Annotated in this window: 29 protein-coding genes; 7 read left to right on the top strand and 22 right to left on the bottom strand. The window is 70.5% G+C overall.

Annotated elements, in window-relative coordinates:
• The first annotated feature begins 65 nt into the window (after positions 1-65).
• Positions 66-284, top strand: coding sequence for a hypothetical protein (locus ABZ876_RS08170; RefSeq protein ID WP_361776160.1), 219 nt, complete (start codon positions 66-68; stop codon positions 282-284).
• 88 nt (positions 285-372) lie between these two features.
• On the opposite strand, the gene ABZ876_RS08165 is transcribed toward ABZ876_RS08170, so the two are convergent.
• From ABZ876_RS08165 to ABZ876_RS08070, 20 genes are all read right to left on the bottom strand, one after another.
• Positions 373-2,181, bottom strand: coding sequence for a DNA cytosine methyltransferase (locus tag ABZ876_RS08165; RefSeq protein ID WP_361776157.1), 1,809 nt, complete (start codon positions 2,179-2,181; stop codon positions 373-375).
• Positions 2,181-2,999, bottom strand: a complete 819-nt coding sequence (locus tag ABZ876_RS08160; protein ID WP_361776154.1) for a hypothetical protein — start codon at positions 2,997-2,999, stop codon at positions 2,181-2,183. Before ABZ876_RS08160 ends, ABZ876_RS08165 begins: the two co-directional genes overlap by 1 nt.
• Positions 2,996-3,223, bottom strand: coding sequence for a hypothetical protein (locus ABZ876_RS08155; RefSeq protein WP_361776151.1), 228 nt, complete (start codon positions 3,221-3,223; stop codon positions 2,996-2,998). The genes ABZ876_RS08160 and ABZ876_RS08155 overlap by 4 nt, the downstream gene beginning before the upstream one ends.
• Before the next feature lie 97 nt (positions 3,224-3,320).
• Positions 3,321-3,650 carry a hypothetical protein gene (locus ABZ876_RS08150; RefSeq protein ID WP_361776148.1) on the bottom strand — a complete coding sequence of 110 codons (330 nt, stop codon included), beginning with the start codon at positions 3,648-3,650 and terminating at the stop codon, positions 3,321-3,323.
• Entirely contained in the window at positions 3,647-4,048 is a 402-nt protein-coding gene (locus ABZ876_RS08145; protein WP_361776145.1) for a hypothetical protein, read from the bottom strand. Before ABZ876_RS08145 ends, ABZ876_RS08150 begins: the two co-directional genes overlap by 4 nt.
• Before the next feature lie 67 nt (positions 4,049-4,115).
• The gene (locus ABZ876_RS08140) at positions 4,116-5,039 is read right to left on the bottom strand and encodes a hypothetical protein (protein WP_361776142.1); all 924 of its coding nucleotides are present in this window, start codon (positions 5,037-5,039) and stop codon (positions 4,116-4,118) included.
• A 2-nt stretch (positions 5,040-5,041) separates the two neighbouring features.
• Complete coding sequence (locus ABZ876_RS08135; protein WP_361776139.1) at positions 5,042-5,887, bottom strand: hypothetical protein; 846 nt, start codon at positions 5,885-5,887, stop codon at positions 5,042-5,044.
• Positions 5,888-5,975: 88 nt separating this feature from the next.
• Positions 5,976-6,206, bottom strand: coding sequence for a hypothetical protein (locus ABZ876_RS08130; RefSeq protein WP_361776136.1), 231 nt, complete (start codon positions 6,204-6,206; stop codon positions 5,976-5,978).
• A gap of 164 nt (positions 6,207-6,370) precedes the next feature.
• On the bottom strand, positions 6,371-6,784 hold the full coding sequence (locus tag ABZ876_RS08125; RefSeq protein WP_361776133.1) for a hypothetical protein: 414 nt from the start codon (positions 6,782-6,784) through the stop codon (positions 6,371-6,373).
• Positions 6,781-7,140: a hypothetical protein gene (locus ABZ876_RS08120; RefSeq protein ID WP_361776130.1), complete on the bottom strand. Its 360-nt coding sequence runs from the start codon at positions 7,138-7,140 to the stop codon at positions 6,781-6,783. The genes ABZ876_RS08125 and ABZ876_RS08120 overlap by 4 nt, the downstream gene beginning before the upstream one ends.
• The gene (locus tag ABZ876_RS08115; RefSeq protein ID WP_361776127.1) at positions 7,137-7,829 is read right to left on the bottom strand and encodes a hypothetical protein; all 693 of its coding nucleotides are present in this window, start codon (positions 7,827-7,829) and stop codon (positions 7,137-7,139) included. The genes ABZ876_RS08120 and ABZ876_RS08115 overlap by 4 nt, the downstream gene beginning before the upstream one ends.
• Positions 7,826-8,008: a hypothetical protein gene (locus ABZ876_RS08110; protein ID WP_361776124.1), complete on the bottom strand. Its 183-nt coding sequence runs from the start codon at positions 8,006-8,008 to the stop codon at positions 7,826-7,828. Before ABZ876_RS08110 ends, ABZ876_RS08115 begins: the two co-directional genes overlap by 4 nt.
• Complete coding sequence (locus ABZ876_RS08105; protein WP_361776121.1) at positions 8,005-8,190, bottom strand: hypothetical protein; 186 nt, start codon at positions 8,188-8,190, stop codon at positions 8,005-8,007. The genes ABZ876_RS08110 and ABZ876_RS08105 overlap by 4 nt, the downstream gene beginning before the upstream one ends.
• Positions 8,187-8,540, bottom strand: coding sequence for a hypothetical protein (locus tag ABZ876_RS08100; RefSeq protein WP_361776118.1), 354 nt, complete (start codon positions 8,538-8,540; stop codon positions 8,187-8,189). The genes ABZ876_RS08105 and ABZ876_RS08100 overlap by 4 nt, the downstream gene beginning before the upstream one ends.
• On the bottom strand, positions 8,537-8,746 hold the full coding sequence (locus tag ABZ876_RS08095; protein ID WP_361776115.1) for a hypothetical protein: 210 nt from the start codon (positions 8,744-8,746) through the stop codon (positions 8,537-8,539). The genes ABZ876_RS08100 and ABZ876_RS08095 overlap by 4 nt, the downstream gene beginning before the upstream one ends.
• Positions 8,743-9,048 carry a hypothetical protein gene (locus ABZ876_RS08090; protein WP_361776112.1) on the bottom strand — a complete coding sequence of 102 codons (306 nt, stop codon included), beginning with the start codon at positions 9,046-9,048 and terminating at the stop codon, positions 8,743-8,745. Before ABZ876_RS08090 ends, ABZ876_RS08095 begins: the two co-directional genes overlap by 4 nt.
• The gene (locus ABZ876_RS08085; RefSeq protein WP_361776109.1) at positions 9,045-9,332 is read right to left on the bottom strand and encodes a hypothetical protein; all 288 of its coding nucleotides are present in this window, start codon (positions 9,330-9,332) and stop codon (positions 9,045-9,047) included. The genes ABZ876_RS08090 and ABZ876_RS08085 overlap by 4 nt, the downstream gene beginning before the upstream one ends.
• On the bottom strand, positions 9,329-9,748 hold the full coding sequence (locus tag ABZ876_RS08080) for a hypothetical protein (RefSeq protein ID WP_361776106.1): 420 nt from the start codon (positions 9,746-9,748) through the stop codon (positions 9,329-9,331). Before ABZ876_RS08080 ends, ABZ876_RS08085 begins: the two co-directional genes overlap by 4 nt.
• Before the next feature lie 130 nt (positions 9,749-9,878).
• Positions 9,879-10,208 (bottom strand): hypothetical protein, encoded by a 330-nt coding sequence (locus ABZ876_RS08075; RefSeq protein WP_361776103.1) that lies wholly within the window; start codon positions 10,206-10,208, stop codon positions 9,879-9,881.
• Positions 10,205-10,411, bottom strand: a complete 207-nt coding sequence (locus tag ABZ876_RS08070; RefSeq protein ID WP_361776100.1) for a helix-turn-helix transcriptional regulator — start codon at positions 10,409-10,411, stop codon at positions 10,205-10,207. The genes ABZ876_RS08075 and ABZ876_RS08070 overlap by 4 nt, the downstream gene beginning before the upstream one ends.
• A 215-nt stretch (positions 10,412-10,626) precedes the next feature.
• On the opposite strand from ABZ876_RS08070, the gene ABZ876_RS08065 reads away from it, so the two are divergent.
• From ABZ876_RS08065 to ABZ876_RS08055, 3 genes are all read left to right on the top strand, one after another.
• A complete protein-coding gene (locus ABZ876_RS08065) occupies positions 10,627-11,148 on the top strand; it encodes a helix-turn-helix transcriptional regulator (RefSeq protein ID WP_361776097.1) in 522 nt (173 codons plus the stop codon).
• Between the two features lie 110 nt (positions 11,149-11,258).
• The gene (locus tag ABZ876_RS08060) at positions 11,259-11,654 is read left to right on the top strand and encodes a hypothetical protein (RefSeq protein WP_361776094.1); all 396 of its coding nucleotides are present in this window, start codon (positions 11,259-11,261) and stop codon (positions 11,652-11,654) included.
• A gap of 19 nt (positions 11,655-11,673) precedes the next feature.
• Positions 11,674-12,951: a hypothetical protein gene (locus tag ABZ876_RS08055; protein ID WP_361776091.1), complete on the top strand. Its 1,278-nt coding sequence runs from the start codon at positions 11,674-11,676 to the stop codon at positions 12,949-12,951.
• A 25-nt stretch (positions 12,952-12,976) separates the two neighbouring features.
• Here the strand turns inward: ABZ876_RS08055 and ABZ876_RS08050 are convergent, their stop codons facing one another.
• Entirely contained in the window at positions 12,977-13,327 is a 351-nt protein-coding gene (locus ABZ876_RS08050; protein WP_361776088.1) for a chorismate mutase, read from the bottom strand.
• A gap of 191 nt (positions 13,328-13,518) precedes the next feature.
• Positions 13,519-14,289: a serine protease gene (locus tag ABZ876_RS08045; RefSeq protein WP_361776995.1), complete on the bottom strand. Its 771-nt coding sequence runs from the start codon at positions 14,287-14,289 to the stop codon at positions 13,519-13,521.
• A gap of 262 nt (positions 14,290-14,551) precedes the next feature.
• Between ABZ876_RS08045 and ABZ876_RS08040 the strand changes: the two genes are divergently transcribed.
• From ABZ876_RS08040 to ABZ876_RS08030, 3 genes are all read left to right on the top strand, one after another.
• On the top strand, positions 14,552-15,448 hold the full coding sequence (locus ABZ876_RS08040; RefSeq protein ID WP_361776085.1) for a hypothetical protein: 897 nt from the start codon (positions 14,552-14,554) through the stop codon (positions 15,446-15,448).
• Positions 15,449-15,558: 110 nt separating this feature from the next.
• Entirely contained in the window at positions 15,559-16,302 is a 744-nt protein-coding gene (locus ABZ876_RS08035; protein WP_361776082.1) for an ankyrin repeat domain-containing protein, read from the top strand.
• Positions 16,303-17,060: 758 nt separating this feature from the next.
• On the top strand, positions 17,061-17,381 hold the full coding sequence (locus ABZ876_RS08030; protein ID WP_361776079.1) for a hypothetical protein: 321 nt from the start codon (positions 17,061-17,063) through the stop codon (positions 17,379-17,381).
• Positions 17,382-17,424: the final 43 nt, after the last annotated feature.

Here is a 17,424-nt window from a genome sequence, read left to right as displayed (position 1 = left end):
GTCGTGTACGTACACGGCAACGCTCTATCTGGCGCGCGTGTACGCACACGCGCTACGCTCAGGCCATGACCGCGAAGGAGACCCACACCACCGCTCGCCCAGTCCGGATCCCGAAGGAGGACTGGGACGACTTCGGTGCTCTCGTGGGCGACCGGGAGCGGTCCCGGCTGATCCGCGAGTTCATCGCCTGGTATCTGCGCAGGCCGAAGGCTGTGCTGCCGAAGCGGCTGGCCGAGGAGGAGGTCCGCGACCTCCTGGCCGCACGGAACCTCGCCCAGTCCTAGCTGCATTCCTCCTCCTCTCCTCCCGCCCCGCGCCATCCGCGCGGGGCTTTGTCGTGCTGCTGGTCAGGGCCGGTCGCGCGGCCGGCGGCTAGGCAGCGAGCGCCGTCTCGGGCTGGGTGTGCCGCTCGATGTCCTCGCCGCTGATGGCCTCGACCAGGGCGGCGACGATGACCTCGGCGCAGTTCGGGGTGACGGCGTTGCCGTACTGGCGGACCTTCTCCCGCTTGTTGCCGAGCACGATGTAGGCGTCGGCGAAGCTCATGGCGCGGCCGATCTCGTGTGGCTCGAGCATGCGGAACAGCACGTCGTTGATGTCGACGTCGCCGCGGACGAGGGCGTACCGGTCGCGGGTGGACAGGGTGCCGACGGGCTCCCGGACGGTCCGCGCGGTGCCGTTTCCGTAGTAGGGGACGAGGAGGTGTTCCCAGGTGATGAGCGACTGGTGGCCGGCTGTGGTCATGGTGCGGAAGTACTCGTCGGCCGGGGTGCAGTGCTCGCCGCCGTTCCCCTGGCTGCCGTTGTTGCGCATCACGAAGGCGGGCAGGTGCGGCGGGGTGACGACGCCGTGGTGGTTGCCGTCAGCGGAGACAGTGCCGAGGGCTTCGAACGCCGACAGTGCCCGGCCTTGGTCGCCGCCGCCCCGGAGCTTGATCATGAACGGCAGCCAGGCGAGCCCGGTTTCGTTGCGTGCGGTCTGGGTGCGGAGCGGAGCGTGCGCGGACGCGGGTTCCTTGCCGTCGCGGCCCTCGACGGGGATGAGGAGCGGCGGTATGGCGAGACCGTCGTTCTCCCGGGTGGTGCGGGTCGGCATCGGCTCCCCGACGCTGGTCGCGTCGTTGCGCCAGGTGCCGCCCGCCGGGACGACCAGGGGCTCGTAGGCCAGGGCCTTCGTTGCCGTAGTCGTCTGCGTGGTGATCGGCGCATCAACGGGCCACGTCCGGACACCGGGGCGGCGCTCGAAGGTGTTGCCCGCCGCCTCCAGGGTGATCGGACGAGCGAACTTCTGGAGGCCGGCCTCGATCCGCTTCAGCGTCTTCTCGGCGAGGGGCTTCGCGCGGTCGCCGATGCGCTGCCCGGGCAGGTTCCAGTCGATCGCGACGGCGGCCGGGAGCGTCTCCGGTTCGACGATCTGGTTGCGGCAGCGGGTGTTGGGGCAGCGGTAGACGTACTGCTGGCGGTAGCGGCCCATGTCGCGGCCGGGGTCCTTGAACCGCTGCACGGCCTGCACCCACTGCTCGCAGCCCGGGCACCAGGCGCGCGGCCGGAGCCACTTGTCCCAGTCCGGGGTCCGGCCGAGGGACTCGTGCCAGTAGGCGACGTACAGGCGGTCGCGGGACTGCGGCGCCTTGTGGACGGTGCGCGGGTCGGCGTGCATGCTGTTGAGGGCGATGACCCGGGTCTTGTAGCCGAGCTTCTTGATCTCGCCGATCCAGCGGTCCCACTGGTCCCAGGCGCGGACGTCGACGACGTTCTCGACGACCCCAGCCTTGACCAGGCCGCCGCGGGCGATGACCCCGCGCAGGTACATCGGCACCTCTTCCATCAGCGCCCGGGACCGCTCGACCTCCTCGGACGGCCCGAAGCCGTCGAAAAGGTCGCCCTGCAGGGAGGCGTCGAAGTCACGGCGCTTGCCGCGGGCGTTGGACCACTGCGGGCACTCCGGGGACGCCCAGAAGATGTCCGTGACGGGCCACTTGTCGACCGGGGCTTCGCGGATGTCGCCGCGGTAGTGGTCGACCTCGGGGAAGTTCGCGGCGTGCGACTCGATCGCCCGCTCCCAGTGGTTCGCCGCGCGGGCCATGCGGACGCCGGGGATGGAGTGCATGCCCTGGCTGGAGCCGCCGGCCCCGCAGAACCAGTCCATCACCGTCAAGGCGGTGTCGTCGTGGCGGTACATCAGGCGACGGTCCTTTCGATCTCGGGGTGGCGCAGGAGCGCCTGCTGAAGGTGCTGCTTGGTGACGCCGAGCCGGTCGGCGGCCTGCTTGACGGACACGCCGTAGCCGAAGAGTTCGCGGGCGTCGGCGGCGAGGGTCTCGCCGCGTGTCACGCCGTACATGGGCTCGAAGTGCGGGTCGTCGATGTCGTCCATGTGGTCGGCCCAGTACTTGGGGGTGGGCCACCGGTTGGCCCTGGCGCGCTCGCGGGACCTCTTCGCGTGGCCGGGCCAGACGCCGTTCTTTTGGGGCTTGAGCTCGCGCAGCTGCTCGTAGGCGGCGGCGATCTTTTCGGCGCTGACGACGTTGACGACGATTTCGGGGCGGAGTTCGACGATCCAGCGGGCGGAGACACCCGCACGGTCGGCGATCTTCCGAATGGTCCATCCGACGGCGACGAGGGCCTGAATGCGGCGCATGGTGCCGGCGGTGGTGAGCGGCCGGACAGCGAGGATCTTCGCCGCGGTTTCGGGGGTGGTGTACCTCTTGCGGCCCCGGCCGCGGGAGGGCTGGGCTTTGAGGAAGGCGGTGATGGTGGTGTGGGACAGGCCGGCCAGGCGGGCGATGCGGGTGGGGGTGAGTCCGGTTTCCTGCAGGTCGAGGATGTGCTTCCGGATGGGTTCGGCGTCGACGAGTGTGCGGCTGGGCTCGGTGATGCCGGCGCGGATGGCGCGCCGTCGGGCGTTGAACCGGTCCAGGCAGTCGGGGAGCTTGCAGTCGTACCACTTCACGCACAGGGTGTTGTTGTGGTGGGGGGCTTCGCGGACGGCGGTGGTCACGGCTTCTCCCTTCGGGGCTGGGCGAGGTACATGGCGCGGACGGCGGGGTTCTGGATGTGGCGTTCGAGGGCGCGGATGCCGCGCTGTACGCGCCGCTGGTCGATGGCGTCCCAGAGGGCGCCGATGGCGCAGTAGGCGGCGAGGAAGGCGACGGCCCCGGCGAGGAGCCAGGCCGCGATGGCGGGCGCGGGGTGGGCGATGGCCCAGTCGATGAGCCGGGTCACGGTCGCCTCCCGTAGCGGAGGCGCCGGTAGACGAGCCCGGCGGCGGCGATGAGGGCCCCGGCGGTGATCCAGGCGGGGACGATCCAGGCGAGGCCCATCAGGCGGCCCTCCCCTTCACCGCTGCGGCGGTGCCGCGCCAGCGGCGTATGGCGGACTTGTCGCGGGTGTAGCCGAACCCGTCGGTGCGGACGACGCCGTCCTTGTGGAGGGAGGCCATGAACCGGCCCCAGTCGTGGTCGCGGTCCGGCGGGTCGGGGAGTTCGTGGTCGCGGGCGACCTTCCAGCACAGGAACGGCCGGCCGGTGCTGGCGACCTCGACGAAGGTGGGGCGGACGAGTTCGACCCACGTCTCGTAGTCGTCGATGCGCTGCTGCGTGCGGGACTTGGGGACGCTGCCGTCGAGGGCGGGCTGCACGGTGGCGGTCACGGCGCGGACTCCTCGTCTGTGATGGCCTCGATCCGGAGGCCGGGCTGCTTGCCGTTGACGGTGTGGCGGCGCCCGTCTGGGCTGGTGACGACGAAGTCGAGGCCGCGTGAGATGCCGTTGGACCACTCCCAGGCGTCAGCGATCTCGCCCTCGAACGTGACGCGGACGCGGGTGCCCTTGCGGGCCAGCGCCCGGAGTCGGGCTTCCTCGTCGCTGAGGGCGTGCATGGGCCGCTGCTTCGGCGCGTGCATGACGGTGACGCGGGTGGGGCGCAGGCCGGGCACGGGGCTGTCGCACTTGCAGGCGACCTGCTCGGGGTCCGGCGGCTGCACCTTGCAGGACTTGCGGCAGCGTCCGCAGTACCAGACCAGCAGCGTGGTCTCGGGAAGTGCCTTCATGGCGTGGTTTCCTTGTCGGGTGAACGGCCGGCCCGATACCCGCGGGCCGGCCTTCGCGATGTGCGGGCTAGTCGACGAGCTCGGCGTCGACGGGTTCGTTGGCTTCCGCGTCCATGCGCTCGGCGATCGCCATGAGCTGCTTGGACAGTTCGTCCTGGCCCTTCGGGTCGACGTGGCCGTTGGCCCGGGCGCGGCGCCAGACGTCTCGGACGTCGTCGGAGGTGAGGGATCCTTCGGCTTCAGCGAGGTAGTCCGGGCGGCCCGCCTCGATCGCTGCCACAGCCTGGCTGCCAGCGGCCGGGTCCAGCGCGACCGCGGCCGTCATCGGACCGGTGAGTGCCTGCCGCGGCGTCACCCCGCGCAGCTCGACCACGACGACCGGGAACTTCTTCGTCTTGCCCTCACGGACGACCTGCCGCGGCTCGATCCGCAGCGTCACCGGAACGAAGCCCTTGCCGTCGGTGCCGGCGAGGACCATGTCGACCATGCCGCCCCACTCGGATGCGGCGTAGAAGGAGTGGGTCTCGGCCCGCCACATGCCCATCCCGGACAGGTCGGGGAGCATCACGTTGAGGCGGGAGGTGGCGGAGCAGACGGTGCCCTTCTTCTGCTGGTGCCAGTCCTCGCCGAACTGGCGGGCGCAGATGCAGGGCTGACGTGACAGGAGTTCCGTCTCGCCGTCGCAGCGGCGCTGGCAGCCACCCGCGGACCACAGCTCGTTGTACTGGTTCAGCGGATCCCCGGGCGTGATCAGGGCCTCGATGGCGGGCGCCTGGGTGATGACGCGCCACTGCTCGATCGTGGAGTTGAGCGGCTTCCACGACTCGGGCTCGCCGCCCCACAGCTTGGCGGCCGTGCGGACGTGCTCTTCGGAGTGGGAGGTGACGACCCAGGTGGCGGAGCGGACGGGCCGGTTGCCCTGGGTGTAGCCGGTGCGGAGCCGGCCGTGTTCGGCGGCGCGGCGCTGGATGTTGAGGAGTCGGGAGCCCATGGTCAGGCTGCCTTTCGGGTCGGCTGCGCTTCGGCCGGGGGCGGCAGGAGCGCGGGGTAGGTGGTCGGGGCGGCGTGAAGCCACTTGGTGGTCTCCAGCGCGCCGCGGAAGGCGCGGAAGGCGCGCCGGTTGCCGGGCATCGGTACGAGGGCGTGGGAGCGCTGGCGGAGGTTGAGGACGGCGGTGCGCTGGATGGCGGGGACCTGGCCGTCGGTGTCGTCCGGCAGCCACACGCACTCCGCGAACCGGAGGGCGGCCAGTTGCATGGCGTTCTCGGGGTAGACCGAGGAGGCCGGGCGTTTGGCGCTGGTCTTGTAGTCGAGCAGCCATAGCTGCTTGGCGCGGCGACCGCGGATGCGGCGCCAGCCGGTGCGCAGCAGGATCATCACGTCGCCGGTGCCTGCGTAGCCGAGGCGCCGGTGCGCGAACGTGATCTCGGCGGCGATGATGTCCTGCTCGAGGTCGACGTCCCAGCGCTCCCAGAACAGGGTGAGCTGGCGGGCGTAGGGGTCGACTTCGGCGTCCGGCTCGAACGGGGCGAGGAGGGCCATCTTCTCGGCGCGGTTGTGGATGCGGGTGCCGAGGTCTGCGGCCTTGTCGCGGGCCGCTACGTGGACGGCCTTGATGTCCTTCAGGAGCTGCTCGCGGTCCTTGAGGGCGCGGCGGGCGACCTCGAGGCGGTTGTCGACGCAGTGCTCGGCGGTGAGTTTGACGGCCCACGGCACGAGCGCGAACTTCGCGACGCCAGCGGACAGGACATTCGTCACGGAGACGAGGTCCGGTCCACCGGCCGGGTCGCGGTAGTAGCGACCGCGGTCGGTGGCGTAGGCGTGGCGGGGATCGGTCATTCGGCACCGTCCGCGCAGTCTTCGCAGCGTCCGTCCGGGAGGAACGGCCCGTCGGTGTTGCCGCACTGGCGGCAGGCGAGCGGGCTCATCAGAACGGGTACTCCTCTCGGATGGTGCGGCGGGGCCAGAGGGGCAGGCGCCAGGTGCGGAGTTGGTTGAGGCAGGCGCATTCGCCCCAGGTGATGTCGGCGCCGTGTGGGATCCAGCCGCCGAGGTCGCCCCGGCAGTCGGGGCAGTGCGGGTCGGGTTGTCGGGTGATGTGGATGGCGCGCTGGTACAGCTCGATCTGCCAGCGGCCGAAGTGGTGGATGGGGCTCATGGGTCCTGCTTTCGGGTGTGCTGATGGGTGACCGCCGGCCCGGGTTGGGGGTGGCCGCGGGCCGGCGGCCGGGGTGCCGCGGAGCGCGGGGCTCGACGCGGCGGTCTTCGGTTGTGGTGGTGTCGCCGGGCCTGCGGCCTTCGCCATCCGCGCGGCCCGGCGGGCTACTGGGTGCGGCCGGGGTCGGTGACGGGCCCGATGCAGTGCGCCTGCTGGAGGGTGAGGACTCCGGCGGCGTAGTTGTCGCGGAGGCTGCTGGTGTCGAGTTCCTGCGTGAGGTCGGCGGCGGCGTTCGCCCGGCAGGCGATGTCGAGGCGTCGTTCGAGTTGGGCGATGGTCTGGTCGCGGAGCCGGATGACGGCCTCGGCCTGGGCGAGCGCCTTCTCGGCGATGTCCCGGCGCTCGATCGCGTCGTCGCGTTCCTGCTCGGCGTCTTCGATCTGGATGCGCTGCCCGGCCATGTAGATCTCCGCCCCGGCCAGCTGGTGCCGGAGTCGTCCCACCTCGTCTATGGCGCGGTGCCTGGGTGCCGTCCGGTCGAAGAGGCCGATGCGGGGCAGGTAGTCGGCGATGCTCATGCCGTCCTCCTGCGCTGCCGGTCTGCGGCGTCCCGGAGGAGGGCGATGGCTTGCTGCTTGCCGTTGCCTTTCCGGCTGCACCAGTTGACGAGCGACGGGGCGGTGATGCGGGCGAGGATGGCGTCCGCGGCGGCCTGGGTGAGGGGGTCGCGGCCGAGGTGGAGCGGGGTGCCGTGTACGGCGACGCAGATCGCGCCGTCGAGGTCGACCTCGCACTGGTTGAGCGGCATGCCCTTCGCGGCCTGGTTGGCGTTGTACAGGTACTTCCTGTAGAAGCCGTACCGGACGATGTGGGCGCGGGCCTTGTCGAGGACATCGGCGATGTCGATGGCGGTGACGGTGATGGTGCTGGTCATCGGTCGCCTCCGGCCATGTCGCGGAGGTGGCACCAGGCCCCGACGTAGCCGGCGTGCTCGCGGTGGGCTTCGCCGATCTCCCACAGCCAGGCGGGCACCTTGCCGCGCGCGACCTTGTGACCGGTCTCGTCCTGGTAGACGGTCACGGTCATTCCGCCGCATTCGCCGTCGGGGTGGTAGGTGAAGCAGGCCGTTTCGGCGTGGACGACCGCCCCGAACACGGCCTGCACCGGCGGGTGTGCGGTCGGATCGAGCTCCACGTAATGCTGGGGCCGCATGCCGATCTTCTGGCACAGCTCGTCGACGAGTTCGACGATGCTGCGCTCGGGGACGATGGCTGCCTCGCTCCAGTCGGTGATGTGCATCCAGCGGGCTCGCCCGTCGGGGGACTGTTCGTCGGGGCGGCCGAACACTTCCATGTCGGTGCGCGGTTCGGCGGTGAACCCGGCGTCTCGGAGGGAGCACAGCCAGCGCCAGGCGTGGATGCCGTAGGAGCCGCCCGGCATGGTCGGGTCGTCTCCGGGGCCGACGACGACGGCGGTGTTGTCGCGTTCGTCGCGTGCGACGGTCCAGGAGGCGGCTGCCGTGGTCTCGGGGAAGTGGGTTTGCATGTGGCGGCTGACGCGTTCGGCGAGTTCCCAGTCGGCGACTGTGGTGGCCGGTGCGGTGGTCGGGTCGGTGATGGTCATCGGGCGTCTCCGATGGCGTCGAGGGCGATACGCACGGCGTGCCGGTCGTGTGCGTTGGCGGGCCGGGGGCTGCCGGCGTGGTCGGCGGCGGCGTCGATGTCGGAGGTGGTGGCCGTGTCCGAGTCGAGGCCGTGGGCGGCGAGGATCCGGGCGGTCTTGTAGGCGGCGAAGGCGGTCACGAGACGGCCTCGGCGTCCTGGCAGTCCTCGCAGAGGTCGCGGCCGTCGCGCTTGTGGACCCAGCCCATGCGCTTGGCTTCGCGACGGGCCTCGCGGACGGTGCTCGCGCTGGGCACGGTGCCGTTATCGAACGGCTCGCCGCAGCTGCTGCAGAAGACGAAGGCCCTCAGGAACGCGGTCACGCCGTCCTCCCCTGCCGCCACGTGGTCAGCTCGTTGGTGTCGGCCCGCCAGGTCTGGGTGCGGTCCCAGTCGGCGCTGGGGAACGCGCCCTGGATGAGGGCGGCGATGTCGCGGGAGGCTCCGCGCGGGAGGCGGATCTGCTGGCCGTCGGTGTCGCGGCAGACGATGACGAAGACGCGCTCCATCGGGCCCTTCGCGTCCGACCAGACCGGGGTGAGGAGGACCGTGGCCGCGTCGGGGATGATGCGGTGCAGCCGGTACGGCAGCCGGGTGTGGTGCCGGCGGCGACGCGAGGCGGACGCCTTCCGCGGGCGGACGGGCAGGAACTCGGAGACGGTGGTATGGATCACGCGGCACCTCCGGGGCGCCAGTTGGGGTAGTCGGCTTCGGTCGACAGCGGCACGTCGTGCGTGACGAACCATTCGTCGAGGGCGTAGGCGAGCCGGTCAGACGGGGAGTGGGTGTGCGCGGCAGCGTCGTGCAGGGTCGCCACGGCGGCGGTCTGCGCCTCGACCACGGCGAGCGGCACGTCCAGGTCGGAGATCGGGCGGGTCATCGCGCCACCGCCTTGTCGAGCGCCGCGTTGGCGTCACGTTGGGCGTCCTGCGCGGCTTCGTGGATCCGGTCGAACGCCGCCTCGGGCGACTCCTCGCACATCCAGCGGGCCGCGTCCTTCAGCGCCAGCTCGCGGGCGTGCGGGACGGCGTGGGCGAGCTCGGCGCGGAGGCGGTGTACCTCGGCGAGCAGCAGGAGCATCGACTCCTTCGCGCGGGCCGAGTGGAACGAGATCGACGACTCGTAGCGCAGCAGGCTCCGGATCTCCGCGAGCCGCTCGTCGGTCAGGGGCTTGGCGCTCATGCGGCACCCCCGGCAGCCTCAGCGCGGGCGCGGGCCTCGCGGGCGTCGACGGTCCGCTCCCAGTAGGCGTAGAACAGCTCGTCCATCGCCTGCTCGCGCTCCTCCTCGGGGAGGCAGTCGAACGCGGTCCGGCCGATCTCCGCAGGCTCGAAGCCGTGCGGGTGCTCCTTCTTCAGCAGTTCCTCCGCCCAGTTCCACAGGACGCGGAACGCGGACAGCATCGGGACGGTCGCGGTGATCCGGTCGAACTCGTCCAGCGGGTAGTCCGGGGTCGGGGCGCTCATCGGGCACCGTCCTCGGTGGAAAGGACGATGGGCGCCCAGATGGCGGCGATGGTCTTCGCGCGCTCGACCAGCCAAGCGCGGACGGCGGGCTCGTCGGCCTCGGTGACGACGCAGACGGTGGAGCGGAGGATCGCCTTGCGCTGGAGGACCCAGTAGACGTGCAGCTTGTCCGGCTCGGGCTCCTCGCCCTCTTCCAGGTACTCGCCGCTGTCGCGCTTCCAGTCCCAGCGGAAGACGAGGTTCATGTCCTCGTCGCTGTTGCCCCACGCGGCGTAGAACTCGGTCCACGAGTCGTACTCGGCGTGGACCTCGTCCCATCGGGTGCCTGGAACGAAGTAGTTGCCCTCGGTGCAGTAGTACGGGTGGTCGCTTTCCCACAGGTGCTGCTCGGCAGGAGTCTGGGATGATGTAGGCACGGTCTGCCCTTCTCTTCGGATGGTGTGGGTGGATCGCGCGGCTTTCGGGCCGCGGGGCCCCGGCTGCCGGTGACTCGCCAGAAACCGGCGGTTGGGGCTTCAGCCGTCAGGCGGCGACTGCGGTGGCAGTTCAGGCGGCGGCCTTCTTGAACGGCTGGACCGTGAACTGCTCGGAGATCGCCCGGATGTTCATGCCGGAGAACCAGACACGGTTCCCGTTGTCGACGTAGGGGATCTCGCGGGCGAAGGCCATCTTGCGGAGCTTGTGCACCCCGAACGGGAGCCACTCGGCGGCCTCGGCCGGCGTGTAGTGGAAGTAGGCGCCCTCGGGTGTTCCGGGCGCGGGGACGTCCTCGCGGATCTGGTCCCAGGTCGGGGGCTTGCGGGACGTGGGGGTGTCGTCGCCGGCCTGGTGCTTGGCGGGGTTCTTCGTGGCCCTGGGGGCGGTCACGGCGGTCACGGCTTCTCCTCGTGAGTGATGTCGGCGGGAGTGACACCCAGCGCGTCCGCGACCTTCCGGATGTTCTCGTCGCCCAGACCGGCGAGTCCTCGTTCGACTCGGGAGAGATGGCCCCTATGGATGCCTGTTCTGGCGGAGAGCGTTCGTAGGCTCATATCGAGAGCCTCCCGTCTGTAGCGGATAGCGCTGGCATGCGGTCTCACGCCTCAGAAACTAGCCGTATCGGATGCCTTACGCAAGCCTTCGGAGAGCCTTCGTAGCTATTTAGGAGAGCTCGCCCGCGTGAGATGGGGCTTACCTGCTGTAAACGTCGTGCGCCCCCATGCAACCCAAACGCTCCGTTTGAGAGCCTTGCCGCAGGTCAAAAGGCTGGATCCCGGCTAGGTGGTTGCATGGCAGTAGTGCATGATGTGGAGACATGGAGCCAGAGCGAGACTGGGAGCGGCTGGGCAAAGCCTTCGCCGAAGCACGTCAAGCGGCCGACCTCACGCAGGTCGAGGTCGCGGAACGCCTGTCCGTCACCCGCACCCCGATCCAGGCGATCGAGCGAGGCCGGCAAGCCAACGGCAGCCCGTTCACCAAGGTCACCGCGACCATGCGCGCCTACGCTCGCCTCGTCGGCTGGACCGAGGACTCCCCGGCTCGAATCCTTGAAGGCCGAGAGCCAGAACCGGCCACGCGCCCGGTTTCGGCGCAGGCCTCCGACCGCAAATCCGATCTGCCGCCGGCCATCGACCTCGAGCTGCGCTCCGGCAAGACACTCGACAGCACCGTGGTGCACCTCGGTACCGAGGACGAGGACACGCGGATCATCGTCGTCCTGAAGGGGGCGGAGGATCTCAGCGACGACGACCTGGACAAGCTGTGGCAGCAGTGGCGCAGGACTCGACGTCACCTTCAGGCAATCCCTGGCGAAACAGACACCCCGCAGGACTCCTGACATTGTTTCGGCCTCAACAGGTCGACTGTGACTCAAAAGTGTGCTTCGATCGACGGACCGTCACCGAGGGGGGGGGCACCGCTCGGACCGGGGAAGTGCACATGTGGGTTATGCACGTTGAGCGCGTCAAGGGTGACTACATAGAGCCGGAGATCATCGATCTCGAGGACGGCAGTGGTTGCCTGTTCCGGCTGCACGAGTCGGACATCCACGAGGACGGACCCAAGCATCTGTCCCAGCTCCTGACGGATCAGGCGCAGTGGTGGGCGCCGCGCCCGCCCGGGTCTGTGGGCCCGATGATTCCCGTACTGTGGCTGCGTGTCCGCGACTTGCCGGACCGGTGGGCGATCGGCGTGGAAGACCGCGTCGACTCGATCACCTACAAGGTGCACCCGGACCTGATCAGCCAGCGCGCCGCGGACTATCTCGGCCGTCTCGACACCGAACGGTCGCCGTACTGGCAGCGTGTACCCGAGGGCTACCACGACGACAATGACGTCGAGTAGCTGAACGCAAGGGGGCACCGTGGCGCACGCCGAGAAGGTCTTCAAGGTCAAGAACGGGAAGAAGACCACCAAGTACACGTGGCGGGCCCGCTACAAGAAGCCCGACGGGACGTGGGGAAGCGAGCCGGGCTTCCCCACCCGCAGGCTCGCCGAGGAGTGGGGCGACGCACAGGAGGCGGCGATCCGTGAGGGCCGCTGGGTCGACCCTGAACTGTCGCGCAAGAAGTTCGGCTCCTTCGTGAAGGAGTGGATGGCGGCGCAGAAGCCGCGCGGCCGGACGACGATGAACCGGTGGGAGCGCCTCGAGGCGCACATCCTTCCCAAGTGGAAGGACACGCCGTTGAACGCGCTGAACTGGTTCGACGTCGAGGCGTGGGCGCGCGAGCTGGCCCTGACCGTGGCCCGCAGCACGGTGCGGGACTGCGTGCAGTTGATGAGCCGCATCGTCAACGGCGCCGTCGATGCCCGGCACATCACCGCCAATCCGCTTGCCGGCCGCCGTATCACCGGCCTGCCTGCGGACGTCGTGAAGAAGAAGCCGGTCGAGGACCAGGTCGCCGAGCCGGAGGTGGTGCTGCAGCTGGCGCGCCGGCTCGGCCCGGCCTACGGGCTGCACGTGCTGACGACGGCGTTCACCGGGCTGCGGTGGGAGGAACTGGTCGGCTTGCACCGGGACAACGCGCTACTTGAGCGCCGCCAGCGGCACGACGGCGGCATCTTCACGTGCCCGGTGCTGCGTGTCGACAAGGAGGCGGGTGCGCTGGCCGAGTACTACAAGCGCGACGAGGAGGGCAGGCGTCGCATCTTCCGTGGCCTGGAGCCTCCGAAGAATGAGACGTCGGCCCGGGACATCGACTTGCCGCCGTTCCTCGCCGAGGCGCTTGAGGAGCACCTGAAGGCGTGGCCGTTTGAGTGGGTGTTCTGCACGCCGACGGGCAAGTGGTGGTGGCGCTCGGAGTGGTTCCGCATCATCCGGCCCGCGGCTGACGGCCGGGATGCGCGGCCGAAGGCGCGCGGGACCGCGCTGAAGGAAGGATGGGATCCGATCATGCCGGGGTTGACGATGCGGGCTCTGCGGCACACGCACGACACGTGGCAGGCGGAGGACGACGTGAATCCGGTATTGGCGCACGAGCAGTCCGGGCACAAGTACCCTGGGATTAAGGGCACGTACCAGCATCCGACTCCGGTGATGCGGCAGTACCGGCTCGACGCCTTTCAGCGGCGGTACGAGCGGGCGATGCGGAACCTGGGGTGGGAGAGTGTCTGGGGGTCTGGTCCCCCAAATATCTCCTAAACGATCAGGTTCCGCCGGGGGCACGTCAAGATCCTTCGTCTCCGCTGCTGGTCAAACCCCCATCGGCGATCCGCTCATGGTGCCTAATCACTTCAGCGATGATGAAGTTGAGCAGCTTCTCCGCGAAGGCGGGGTCGAGCTTGGCGCTCTCGGCGAGCCGGCGGAGGCGGGCGATCTGGGCGGCCTCGCGGGCCGGGTCGGCGGGCGGCAGATGATGTGCGGCCTTCAGATGGCCGACCCGCTGGGTGCACTTGAAGCGTTCGGCGAGCATATGGACGACGGCGGCGTCGATGTTGTCGATGCTGTCGCGAAGCCGGGCGAGTTCGGCGCGGACGGCCGGGTCGACATCGCCGTCGGCGGTGTTGCGGGTGGTCATGAGCGACCACCCTACGGGGCGTGCGGGCGCCCTCCCACTTCTGTCCGGACTGCGGATCGTCTCCGATATCGGGCGGTCGGCTGGAGGGTGCCCGCGGCCGGTGAAGTGCGGGTCCACGGGAGAGCGCCCGCGGCCGGAGGGGCCGCGGGCGCCCCGTACCCGTCAGGGGGGGGTACGTTCCCAGGGTCTCGCTAGAGGCCGGCGGCGGCGCGGGCTATGTCCGCCGCGAACGTCGAGACCTCGGTGTAGACGCCGGGGTAGCCGGCCCGTGCGCAGCCCTCGCCCCAGCTGACGATGCCGACCTGGACGTACGCGCCCGTGGTGTCCCTGCGGAACATGGGCCCGCCGGAGTCGCCCTGGCAGGTGTCGACGCCGCCCTGCGGGAACCCTGCGCAGATCTCCTCGCCGGGCACCAGGTCGTTGCCGTAGGCACGCTGACAGGTGGCGTCGTCGACGAAGGGGACCTGGGCCTTGAGCAGATAGCGCTGCTGGCCGCCGCCCTCGCGCGCCGCGCCCCAGCCGACGATGGAGAAGTCGCCGTTGTTGTACGCGCTGCTGTTCGCGATCGGCAGCGTGGGCAGGTCGACGGCCCGGGCGAGCTTGATCAGCGCCCAGTCCCTGCCCTTGCCGTTGTAGCCCGGGGCCTGGAGCACCTTGGTCGACTTCACCTTGATCGCGCTGCTGCTGCGCAGGTCCACGACGCCGGCGGTGGCGGTGATGGAGGTGTTGGTGCCGGATCCGCTGACGCAGTGCGCGGCGGTCAGGACGATGTTCTCGGTGTAGAGGGCCCCGCCGCAGCCCATGGAGAGCCGCACCATGAACGGGAACTCTCCCTGCGCGGCAGGGGTCCCGCCGACGACGGGCCGGGGAGCCGCCTGCGCCGACAGGGGTTGGAGCGAGAGGGCGGCGAGCGCGACCGTGAGGGCCGCGAGGGCTCTCTTGAGGCCGCCGGTGTTCTTCAGAAGCTTCACCGTGCTTCCTTTCGTGGGGGGTTGATCGCCCGGCGGCGGCACGCGAATATCATGTATGTCATGCTCCCGCCAAGCCTTTACGGATTATTGGGAGAATCGGACGCTGCCGACAAGAACCGGTTTCCGGCCAGACGGCGCACGGTGCGACAACCGGGCGCCCGGGCACGCCCCACCGCGGGAGGAAGCGTGCACACGGCCGGCAGGAAGCGCGCATACAGTGGAGGCAGAGCCGGCGTCTTCAGGGGGTGCGGACGTGGCGAACGGCGGACCGGTCGAGCACGGCTATCCACATCTGGACACGGTGCGGGCGGCCATCACCGCGCTGTACAAGCGGCTGTCGTACGACACCATCCGCACCTTCGCGACCAGCGTGCTCCCGGCCGACGTGGCGTTCTGCGACCAGGACGACCTGCACCTGGGCGCGCTGCGCGTGGCCCGCGAGATGGTGCGCCACTACCGGCTGCCGGACGCCCGGATCATCGTCGGCTTCCGCGAGATGATCCACGCGGCGAACGTCGAACTCGCCGCCGGACCCGAGTACTTCGTAGAGCTGAACGACCGGTTCCGCACTCACCGCCGGGACATCGGGGCGGCCCTGGCGCACGAGGTGATGCATGTGTATCTGCACCGCCTCGGCCTGTCCTTCCCCGGCACGCGGGACAACGAGATCCTCACCGACACGGCGGCGACCTACCTGGGCGCGGGCTGGCTGCTCCTCGACGCCTACCGCGAGGACAGCGCCTCGTCGCAGAAGCTCGGCTATCTCACCCCGGAGGAGTTCGGCTATGTCCTCGCCAAGCGGGCGCTGCTGTTCGGCGAGGAACCCGCGATCTGGTTCACCAGCCCGCAGGCGTACACGGCATATACCAGGGGCCTGGCCCAGGCCCGCCGCGACGAGCAGCAGCCACCGTTGACGGCGGCCGGCTGGGCGGGCCGCCGCCGCTACGCCAGGGACCGCCGGCACGCCCAGGACCACTCCGAGCCCGGCTCGCATCCGGGCGCGCCCTACTCCTTCACCTCGGCCGGCCGCGGCCCGCTCGGGGTCTGCTTCTCCTGCCCGACCTGCCACCAGCGGATCAGGGTGCCCGTGCGGGGGCGGGTGCGGGCCCGCTGCGGGCTGTGCCGGACCGTACTGGAGTGCGACACCTGAGGTCCGGCCGGCGCGGCTGCGACGGGGAGGTCAGCGAAGGCGGCGAAGGGTGGCACAGAACACCCGATATGCCTTTGCCCTCGGCCCCCTCGGCGAGCGAGGGTCGAGGCATGAACATGCACGAGCCGCCAAGGCTGTTCGCGGCGGTGTACGAAGGGGACGAGAACGCGGCCCTGCGGGCGCTGCGCTCGGGCGCCGATCCCGACTCGGTGGACGCCGAGGGCCAGACCGCCCTGTACCTGGCGGCGGTGAGCGACGCGCCCGGCATCGTACGGCTGCTGCTGGCGGCGGGCGCCGACCCGGACCGTCTCAGCTCCGGCTCCGACGCGCCACTGTGCGGCGCCGCCTGCGGGGGCCACACCGAGGTCGTACGGGCGCTGCTGGCGGCCGGGGCCGCACCGGATCTGCGGGAGGAGTACGGATTCCGTGCCCTGACGTGGGCGGTGCAACGCGGACACGTGGAGGTCCTGCGAGTGCTGTTGGCGGCGGGAGCGGACCCCGATCTGCCCGGTCCCGGCGGCGAGCCCCCGCTGGTGGCGGCCGCCCGCCGCGGCTCGCCCGGCTGTGTGCGGGCGCTGCTGGCGCACGGGGCGCGGGCCCGCCGGGAGGCCCTGGCCGAGGCCCGGCGCTGGCTGGCGGTGGACGTCGAGGAGGAACTGCGTGCGGGCCTGGAGGCGGCGTACGGGCCGGGGCACGCGTACGCCACGAGCCGCCGGGAGGACGAGCCCGGCACGGTGACCGTGGAGGTGGCGCTCCTGCGCGACGGTCTGCCGGCGGCGGGCAACGACCGGCAGACGGGGCATCGCGCGATAGTGGCCCTGCTGGAGCGGGATCCCGGTTCGCTCACGGGGTAGCGGGCCCGGCCCGGCAGACCGTCTGCGCAAGACCTGACGGTGCTGGTGCCCCGGCCGACGTCTTACTCCCCGGCAACCCCTCTGCCATCGCCGGGCGCTAGGCCTTGACGGGGTGTCAATGCGGCACTGATCTCCACCCTCGCGGTCACCCCACCGAGGAGTCTCCTTGACGGCGTCCAACACCGAAGACGCGTTCACAGGCGCGCCGGGCCGGGCCACACGCGCGTTATCCGGGCGGCACGACGGCCGCCCTCGACCGGAATGGCGAAGATGGCTGACGCTCATGGTGGTCGGCGCCCTGCTCGCTCTCGGGCAGAACGCTCTGGCCCCGCACGCGTGCGCCGACGGCATCCCCACGCAGGACCAGGTGCGGGCCCCTCTGGTGAGCGCGCCGGGCAGCAACCTCTTCTGGACCGGGCGGATCGGCTCCTGCGAGAGCGAGGCCGACAGCGTCAAACCGCTGACCGAGAAGTACGCGAGACAGCGCGGCCAGAAGACGCTGGAGATGCGCCTCAACGAGGCCGGGCTCAAGATGCCGCCGTTCGACACTCCCGACAACGCCAAGGAGATCTGGCGGTTCGCCTCGGCCGAATACGCCCGGCAGACCTCCGGCCAGGCGTGGGTGATCAAGGGCAAGTGCGTCGCCGGGGCGGCCGGAGCCGTACAACGACGTCTGCAACTTCGAGACGGGGCTCGGGACGACGGACGTCTCCACCTCCACCGAGCAGTGCGGCGCGGCGGACGGCAAGACGTGCAACGTGATGGTCGTCGGCGACTCGATCAGCAACGGGTACGAGGGCGACAGCACTTTGCGGTACCGGCTGTGGGAGTGGGCCCGGGACCAGAACTGGCAGGCCCGTTTCGTCGGTCCGCTGACCGGGGCCGAGAAGCAGAACGCGGCGCACCCGCCGGAGCCGCCGCCGCTGGTCGAGAACGCCGCCGACCCGCCACCGGCGCAGCCCGACCCGTCGCAGTTCACCGGCCTGACCCCCGGCCACCACTACCAGGTGTACATGTGCAGCTGGAACGCGTCGGGCGAGGGGATGCCGAGCATCGCGGAGGGAACGGTGGTGCCCTGACCGCGAGCGGAGTCGCCCGCCGAGGCAACCGTCATGGAACGGC

This window comes from Streptomyces sp. NPDC046931 (genome assembly GCF_040644655.1).
Taxonomy (GTDB): domain Bacteria; phylum Actinomycetota; class Actinomycetes; order Streptomycetales; family Streptomycetaceae; genus Streptomyces.
Note: the sequence above shows the minus strand (reverse complement) of the source record. Positions and strands in the feature narration are given on the sequence as shown.

Excerpts from the sequence above, each read along its gene's own strand:
- ABZ876_RS08170 (WP_361776160.1), top strand. The coding sequence starts at position 66 with ATGACCGCGAAGGAGACCCACACCACCGCTCGCCCAGTCCGGATCCCG.
- ABZ876_RS08165 (WP_361776157.1), bottom strand. The coding sequence starts at position 2,181 with ATGTACCGCCACGACGACACCGCCTTGACGGTGATGGACTGGTTCTGC.
- ABZ876_RS08145 (WP_361776145.1), bottom strand. The coding sequence starts at position 4,048 with ATGAAGGCACTTCCCGAGACCACGCTGCTGGTCTGGTACTGCGGACGC.
- ABZ876_RS08140 (WP_361776142.1), bottom strand. The coding sequence starts at position 5,039 with ATGGGCTCCCGACTCCTCAACATCCAGCGCCGCGCCGCCGAACACGGC.
- ABZ876_RS08135 (WP_361776139.1), bottom strand. The coding sequence starts at position 5,887 with ATGACCGATCCCCGCCACGCCTACGCCACCGACCGCGGTCGCTACTAC.
- ABZ876_RS08130 (WP_361776136.1), bottom strand. The coding sequence starts at position 6,206 with ATGAGCCCCATCCACCACTTCGGCCGCTGGCAGATCGAGCTGTACCAG.
- ABZ876_RS08125 (WP_361776133.1), bottom strand. The coding sequence starts at position 6,784 with ATGAGCATCGCCGACTACCTGCCCCGCATCGGCCTCTTCGACCGGACG.
- ABZ876_RS08120 (WP_361776130.1), bottom strand. The coding sequence starts at position 7,140 with ATGACCAGCACCATCACCGTCACCGCCATCGACATCGCCGATGTCCTC.
- ABZ876_RS08115 (WP_361776127.1), bottom strand. The coding sequence starts at position 7,829 with ATGACCATCACCGACCCGACCACCGCACCGGCCACCACAGTCGCCGAC.
- ABZ876_RS08095 (WP_361776115.1), bottom strand. The coding sequence starts at position 8,746 with ATGACCCGCCCGATCTCCGACCTGGACGTGCCGCTCGCCGTGGTCGAG.
- ABZ876_RS08090 (WP_361776112.1), bottom strand. The coding sequence starts at position 9,048 with ATGAGCGCCAAGCCCCTGACCGACGAGCGGCTCGCGGAGATCCGGAGC.
- ABZ876_RS08085 (WP_361776109.1), bottom strand. The coding sequence starts at position 9,332 with ATGAGCGCCCCGACCCCGGACTACCCGCTGGACGAGTTCGACCGGATC.
- ABZ876_RS08065 (WP_361776097.1), top strand. The coding sequence starts at position 10,627 with ATGGAGCCAGAGCGAGACTGGGAGCGGCTGGGCAAAGCCTTCGCCGAA.
- ABZ876_RS08060 (WP_361776094.1), top strand. The coding sequence starts at position 11,259 with ATGCACGTTGAGCGCGTCAAGGGTGACTACATAGAGCCGGAGATCATC.
- ABZ876_RS08050 (WP_361776088.1), bottom strand. The coding sequence starts at position 13,327 with ATGACCACCCGCAACACCGCCGACGGCGATGTCGACCCGGCCGTCCGC.
- ABZ876_RS08035 (WP_361776082.1), top strand. The coding sequence starts at position 15,559 with ATGAACATGCACGAGCCGCCAAGGCTGTTCGCGGCGGTGTACGAAGGG.